General features: G+C 60.2%; 7 protein-coding genes and 1 pseudogene. 3 read left to right on the plus strand and 5 right to left on the minus strand.

The window, feature by feature from the left end:
• From NKJ06_RS33680 to NKJ06_RS33690, 3 genes and pseudogenes are all read left to right on the plus strand, one after another.
• Positions 1–1,208 (plus strand): thioesterase domain-containing protein (locus NKJ06_RS33680; RefSeq protein ID WP_352812215.1); only part of this gene is annotated, 1,208 nt, incomplete at its 5' end.
• Positions 1,209–1,315: 107 nt separating this feature from the next.
• Positions 1,316–2,053 (plus strand): 4'-phosphopantetheinyl transferase family protein, encoded by a 738-nt coding sequence (locus NKJ06_RS33685; RefSeq protein ID WP_352571881.1) that lies wholly within the window; start codon positions 1,316–1,318, stop codon positions 2,051–2,053.
• 41 nt (positions 2,054–2,094) lie between these two features.
• Positions 2,095–2,244 (plus strand): annotated as a pseudogene (locus NKJ06_RS33690) (transposase); the annotation flags it as partial.
• Positions 2,245–2,276: 32 nt separating this feature from the next.
• Here NKJ06_RS33690 and NKJ06_RS33695 read toward each other — a convergent pair.
• From NKJ06_RS33695 to tnpA, 5 genes are all read right to left on the minus strand, one after another.
• Complete coding sequence (locus NKJ06_RS33695) at positions 2,277–3,140, minus strand: hypothetical protein (protein ID WP_352812217.1); 864 nt, start codon at positions 3,138–3,140, stop codon at positions 2,277–2,279.
• Positions 3,141–3,245: 105 nt separating this feature from the next.
• Complete coding sequence (locus tag NKJ06_RS33700; protein ID WP_352812219.1) at positions 3,246–3,848, minus strand: UPF0149 family protein; 603 nt, start codon at positions 3,846–3,848, stop codon at positions 3,246–3,248.
• Positions 3,845–5,428 carry an IS66 family transposase gene (gene tnpC, locus NKJ06_RS33705; RefSeq protein WP_352812220.1) on the minus strand — a complete coding sequence of 528 codons (1,584 nt, stop codon included), beginning with the start codon at positions 5,426–5,428 and terminating at the stop codon, positions 3,845–3,847. Before tnpC ends, NKJ06_RS33700 begins: the two co-directional genes overlap by 4 nt.
• 72 nt (positions 5,429–5,500) lie before the next feature.
• A complete protein-coding gene (gene tnpB / locus NKJ06_RS33710; protein WP_023782575.1) occupies positions 5,501–5,851 on the minus strand; it encodes an IS66 family insertion sequence element accessory protein TnpB in 351 nt (116 codons plus the stop codon).
• Positions 5,848–6,258, minus strand: coding sequence for an IS66-like element accessory protein TnpA (tnpA, locus tag NKJ06_RS33715; protein WP_065005555.1), 411 nt, complete (start codon positions 6,256–6,258; stop codon positions 5,848–5,850). The genes tnpB and tnpA overlap by 4 nt, the downstream gene beginning before the upstream one ends.
• Between the last annotated feature and the right edge of the window lie 240 nt (positions 6,259–6,498).

A 6,498-nucleotide genomic window follows, 5' to 3' on the forward strand; every position in this document is an offset into this window, starting at 1 on the left:
CGGACTACATGGTGCCGTCGGCATTCGTGCGGCTGGCGGCGCTGCCGCTGACGGCCAACGGCAAGCTTGACCGCAAGGCGCTGCCTGTTCCCGACGACGACGCCTATGCGCGGGCGGCCTATGAGGCGCCGCGCGGCGCGGTCGAGACGGCGCTGGCACAGATCTGGGCGGAGCTTCTCGGTGTCGAGCGGGTCGGGCGCCACGACAACTTCTTCGAACTGGGCGGCCATTCGCTCCTGGCGGTGCAGTTGCTCAGTCGAGCATTAGATCTTGGGCTGGACTTTAGCGCCGCTGACCTCTTCCAAGCCCCTGTTCTGAAGGAACTTGCATCGAAGATTCATTTGGAGCCACAGCCCAGGAGTCGCGGAGTGATTTCCATTCGACCAACCGGATCGCAGCCACCGCTCTTCTTTGTTCCCACAGGTTTTGGCGATTGTTCCTATGTCGTCGGTCTGGTGGAGGAAATGGACGTAGACTGTCCCGTCTACGCTTTACCATGGCCGTCTTTCGATGAAGTTCGTCCACTGACCCTTGAAGCGATAGCTGATCAGGTCATCCTCGCGATCAAAGAAATTCAACCGCAGGGACCATATCGCTTCGCTGGATACTCATCAGGCGGAATCTTGGCTTACGCAATCGCCCAGCGCTTGCTGAGTCTCGATGACGCTGTGTCGTTCATCGCTCTCATCGATGTTACGCTACCCGCAAACGTGACAAAGATATCACCCATCCAAATGGTACGAGACGTGGTGCTCGATTCTTTTGAATCCTTAGATGATGAGAGCTTCGAAGTGTTGGAGCAATTTGCTGGACAAAGTTCAATCGCTCAGCTGCTTGAAAAGGGGCAGCAAATTGGCGCAATACCTCTGGATCGTAATCTCGATAACGATGTTTTGATGTATGAAAGGACCGCCCGGTTCCACAAGGCGCTGCAGGCGTACCAAGTCCCAACCCTGCCAATTGAGATACATCAGTTTTATGCCACCGAGGCTCTCTTCAGTTCTCGGGCACGACAAGCTAAGAGTTCATTCTGCCCAGAGGCATGTTCGCCTATGCGCGGCTGGGACCGGGTCTTGAGTCCGGAGGCCATTACTGCCGTACCGATTGTAGGCGACCACGTGACGATGATGAGTGTTCTGGAAAACCGCAAGGCTCTGGCCCGAGCCATTTCTACGCCTTTAACCGGGGTTCTTGAAAAAGATCCCTAGCGAACTGCACCGAAGGTTCTGGCACCCAGACGAGGTTCGGTCTCGGATCGCGACAATCCCCAAATGTCGGAGGAGTTCTGGCTCGGTGATCCAAAGATGGGAAACATATGTGGTCCGCCGCCGCTGCTGATCGACGACCGAACCGAGTCAATTCCAAGGCCAAGCTGCATTGGCTGAGCTTCTCATTCGAAAAGCTCAAAGGAACCAAACAGATGGAGATTATCGCAATTGATCAACGGAACATCCTCGTCGGCATCCGTCCAATAGAACCGGGCGACGACTCCACCTTATACGCTTCCGAAGTTACCTCGTTGGGACGCGCTGTTACCAAAGTTCGCCGCCAAAGCGGTGCTGCAAGAGTAGTCGCCAGAACACTCCTTGGGCAACTGGGATTCCCACAACTGCCGATCCTAAAGACGCGCTCTGGTGTTCCGATCTGGCCACCCGGCGTCGTCGGATCTTTGGCGCACCACGATACCGTAGCAGCCGCCGCCATTGCAGGGACGAAAAGGATTGCGGCTCTCGGCATCGACATTGAGCCTAATGAACCTCTGCCGGAGAACCTGATCGAATTGATTGCCACCCCTAACGAGCAACGCATGTACGATCTACATCTGCTCAAGCGGCGGGACCTCTTCGTTCTGAAAGAGGCGGTATATAAGGCGTATTTCCCGCTGTACAACCAGTTCATTGAATTCCAGGATGTGGAAATTGATATCTCTGCGCGATTAGGGTACGTGTCGAAGGCAAATTGCACGTTTTCGCTCGAGTTACTTATTTCCAACAATGTAATTGGGTTGGCGTATTCATGGCCGACATGCGGTGACCTTGCCCCGCTGATCTAATCCGGTTGACGTTCGTTCTGGCCCATCGAGAGGACCAGGACATGAAACGTAGCCGCTTTTCTGAAGAGCAGATCATCCGAATTTTGAAGGAACATGAGGCCGGGGTATCGGTTGCCGATCTGTGCCGCAAGCACGGGGTCAGCGACGCCTCGATCTACAACTGTCGCTTGGCAGATGGGGTGGTTGCCGTCCTCCCTTAACGAGACCGGTAACTTCTCTGGGGTTAGGCGGCGCGCAGGAGAGGCGGTTTGGGCTTGAATAGTGGTGGCACGTTCGGCTCTGGCTGTCGGAACGGTGCCCGCAATCGATTGCGAAGCTCGCCGTTGAGATCTGCCGTCCTGACCTGCATGAGCATGTGAGCACCGTGGAGCGACCACCGCATCTGCTGTTTCTTGACCATCCGCTTGCCGACAAGTGAATTCACCGCCGATCCAGCCAGAGTCGTTGCGACGCGAAGGCCGGCTTGGTAGCGCTTGCCATAGTTGACGATCGCGCCGCGGTTCGAACGGATATAGGTCAGGAGTTGCAAGCCGAGGCTTTGAAGTCGGGCGATGGAGAACTCGCTGTCTCCTTGCGAAGCCTTCACCCTCTCCAAGAGTTGCTCCAGATCGGTGATCGCGCGATCGACCCGCCCATGCCACAGGCGCCACTTCACCGCTCTGATGTCACGGTCGATTGCGGGAAGCGCTTCAGAGAGACCCGATCGGGATCGAGCCATATGATCGGCGATCTGCTGCATCGGCTGGACCTTCATGGCGATGTGGAACCAGTCGATGATGTGGGCCGTCGGCTTCGGCATTGCGCGGGGTAGCCGCTTCAGGATTTCGGCGCCGTCCGAAATCACCGTCACATCGCCAAAGCCGCGGTAGCCTACTTCCCGAAGGGCATGAAGGGCGCGATCCCGGATTGCCCGTTGGTCGGTGCTGCCGGTCACGAAATAGCGACCGCCGCCTTCGCCCCGCCCGCCGCGGCCGCATCGGGCCACAACGAGCTCGAAGTTGCGCGCGGAATTGGAATCGGCGCTGCGAACATGCGCAGTATCGATGCTGATGACGAACTCTTTGCGTCGATCGCCGGGAAGCTGCATTTCAAGCTGGCGTCGTTCGTCCGTTTGGTAAGCGGTGCGCCAAGGCACCTGTCCCGAAATCGTCTTGATGGTTAGATCGATCGTTGGTCGGCGCGCCGGCGCCGATCACTTCGGATCGTCATAACGGGTGAAGTAGTGGAGTTCGCGCAGGGCGGGGATGACGAGGGCGATGTCTTTGTACGCCTCGTGCTCGATGAAGCGCGCGGTCTCGGGCCCCGGCCTGGGCTTGCCGAGGACGGGCCTGCCCTTTTTGTCGACGCAGTAGATCAGGATCGGCAGCAGCAGGCCGTGGTTGGGGTTGTTGAGGTCGAGTAGCGATTTCCATTTTTTGATGTTGAGATTGATGGCTGCGTAGAACCCCTGGCACCACGGCCGCGGGTCGATGCCGCCGCTGGGCTTGGTGGCGAATCGGGGCGCATAATCCTGCGGTCTGTCGAAGAGCGTCTCGTTGATCCGGTTGTGAATCCTGGCGACGCTGGCAAACACGGCGTGATCGGTTGCAGATCCTTTGGCCAGGACGTCGCGCCGCAACCCCATGAGCGGGCACATCCAGTCTTGCGGGTCCGCGAACCGCGGCCCGGTGACCGCCGCCGTTACGAAGCCATCCAGCGCCGACATGGTCCGCACCAGCGGGCGGGGGGCGGCTTTGATGGCCATCCAGGCCTCGAGCGCCTCGTCCGACAGCGCCATGTCATCGATTGCGCTCATGCCGCCATGGAGAGCGGCATCGCTTGGCGGCGCACCCAATTCCACGGCATCAGCTCATCCCAGCGCGAGGCTGGCCAGTCGTTCTGGATGCGCTCGGTGACATCGGCCATGTAGGCTTCGGCATCGACGCCGCAGAGCTTGCAGGTCTCGATGATGCTGAGCACGACCGCTGACCGCTCGGCCGCGGCGAAGCTGCCCGAGAAAAGCCAATTGCGCCTGCCGACCGTAAATCCGCGAATGGCGCGCTCCGCGATCAGGTTGTCGGGCTCGAGCTGGCCATCGTAGAGGAAGCGATTGAACGCGCGCCATCGCTTGGTGCCATAGGCGAAGGCCTTCGCGATATCGGCATGGCGCGACAAACCCTTGCCTTGGCGCGTGAGCTGTCGTCGCAGCGCGCGGACCAGTGGTCGGGTTCGCCTTCGTCGTGCGGCCAATCGCTCGGCGGGCGGCAGCCCCCGTATCTCTTCCTCAATCCGGTAGATCGCCTGGATACCGGCCATCGCCGTCGTGCTGAGCTCGGTCGGCTGGCTGTCGTGAACGTCGAATATCTTGCGACGCAGATGGGCCAGGCAGGCGGCTTCTCGAATGGCGCCGCCCTTGTAGAGCTGGTTATAGCCGCTGAAACCGTCGGCCTGGAGCGTGCCGGCAAATCCGGCGAGCTCGCTCATCACGCTCTCGCCGGCGCGGCCCATGGTGGCGCGATACCAGGCGATCGGCGGTTCCTTCGAACCCGAGTTGCGGTCGTCGGCGACATAGACCCAGAGCGCGCCCTTATGCGTCTTGCCGGTGCCGGGCGCCAGGATCGGAAGCCGCGTGTCGTCGGTGTGAATCTTGCTGCGGGTACGGCCGATCTCACGGATGCGATTGTAGATTGGATCGAGCAAGGCGGCGGCGTAGCCGGCGCTGCGCGCAAGCGTGGATCGCTCGATATCGACGCCCTTGGCGGCCATCATCTGTACCTGACGGTAGTAGGGCAGATAATAACCCCACTTGGCCATCATGATATGGGCAAGTGCGGCATAGCTGAGCTTGCCGCGTGCAATGGCCTTGGCTGGTGCCGGCGCCTGGATGATTTTATCCCAGGTCCGGCAGCTGTACTTGGGTCGAACGGTCTCCATCACCTGCCAGGCCTGGGCGACCAGATCGAGCATCTCGTCGCGATCTTCGCCCATGGCGCGCAGATCGCCGCCGCAGCCCGGGCAACATGCGCAAGACGGCTCGCGAACGACCCGCTTGCGCGGCAGGTTGGGGTTGAGCTTACGCAGCGGCAACACCCGGACCTTGTCGCTGTGCGCGACGATAGGCAGTTCGAGATCGGGCACGCTGGCCCCGAAATCGGTCTCGAGATCTTCGAGTTCAAGCCGCATCTGGCCGAGCTTCTCGGAGGAGCGGCCGAAGGCCTTGCGGTTGAAGCGATCGATCTGCAGCTGCAGGCGCTGGATGCGAAGCGCGGCCTCGGCGCGCTCTCTTCGCAGCTGCTCATCCCGTTCGGCAATGGCGGTGTCACGGGCACAAACGGCCGCCTCCAGAAAGGTGATCCGAGCGAGGAAATCAGCGATGGAGGGAGCTTGTTCCGACACCCAAATTACATACCCGAAAGGCCTCGTCTACGGAAGCAAAATCGACACAAAATCAATGAGAAACGGCCTAATTTAGCCGGCCAGACGCGGTCGATAAATCTTGTTCGGCCGGCGCCAATCGATCCCGTCCAAAAGTAGCGAAAGCTGTGCCTTGGTGAGCGACACGGTCACCTGATCCTTGGTCGTCGGCCAGGCGAAACACCCATCGGAAAGGCGTTTTGTAAAAAGGCAGAACCCCTGGTCGTCATGCGCCAAAATCTTGATGATATGACCCTTGCGTCCACGGAAGCAGAAAATCGCGCCGGAATGCGGGTCGAGTGCGAGCACCTGCTGCACCATCCGCGCCAGGCTGTTGATCCCGCGGCGCATATCGGTCTCACCGCAGCACAAGTAAATCCGGTCGGTCGGCACCACCGTGATCACCTGGTCAACTCCGCCAGTACGATACGCAGCGCCGTCGGATCGATGGTCCCGTCGATCCGCAATCGCGCGCCGTTCGGAAAGGCCACGACGATCCTGCCGGCCGGGTCCGGGCAATCGGCGACGGGACGCTCGACCTCGGGCAGATCGTTCACTTCGATCCGCGCGAAAGTTGCCATCGCCCGATCGGCCTCGAGTTCGCCGCCGGCCATCTGCTTGCGCCACGCATAGAGCTGGGATGGAGCTACGCCGAACGCTTCCGCGACCTCAGGCACCGACGACCCCGCCGCGCTCGCCAGGTCGACCAACGCGCGCTTCTCAGTGCAACTCCACAGCCTTCGCTGCCGCACGCGCCCGGGCATCGCTGCACAATCTTCGGCCGGCGCGCCGCCGCTGATCTCGGCGACCATATCGCCCCTCGCATGTTCCAATGTCATGGCGCGAAAGCTCCATGTTTATCAGCCTATTGCAAGGTGCCTTGGCGCACCGCTTACTCCGTTTGCGCCCTTGCGTGCAATTCTTCCTCAGCTGTCAATCGGCCCGCAATTGGGACCCTGGATCGGCGCGCAAAAGGGGGTCTGACTCACATTTGATGATTTTGCATGGCGGCGTGGTGCTGTTTTCTGAGGGGAATCAGCACCATGGTGAGA

Origin of the sequence: Mesorhizobium sp. M0293 (assembly GCF_040321735.1) — a bacterium.
Classification (GTDB): domain Bacteria; phylum Pseudomonadota; class Alphaproteobacteria; order Rhizobiales; family Rhizobiaceae; genus Mesorhizobium.

Coding starts and splice junctions, on each gene's coding strand:
- tnpA (WP_065005555.1), bottom strand. CDS start 6,258: ATGGTCGCCGAGATCAGCGGCGGCGCGCCGGCCGAAGATTGTGCAGCG.
- NKJ06_RS33695 (WP_352812217.1), bottom strand. CDS start 3,140: ATGCAGCTTCCCGGCGATCGACGCAAAGAGTTCGTCATCAGCATCGAT.
- NKJ06_RS33685 (WP_352571881.1), top strand. CDS start 1,316: ATGTGGTCCGCCGCCGCTGCTGATCGACGACCGAACCGAGTCAATTCC.
- NKJ06_RS33700 (WP_352812219.1), bottom strand. CDS start 3,848: ATGAGCGCAATCGATGACATGGCGCTGTCGGACGAGGCGCTCGAGGCC.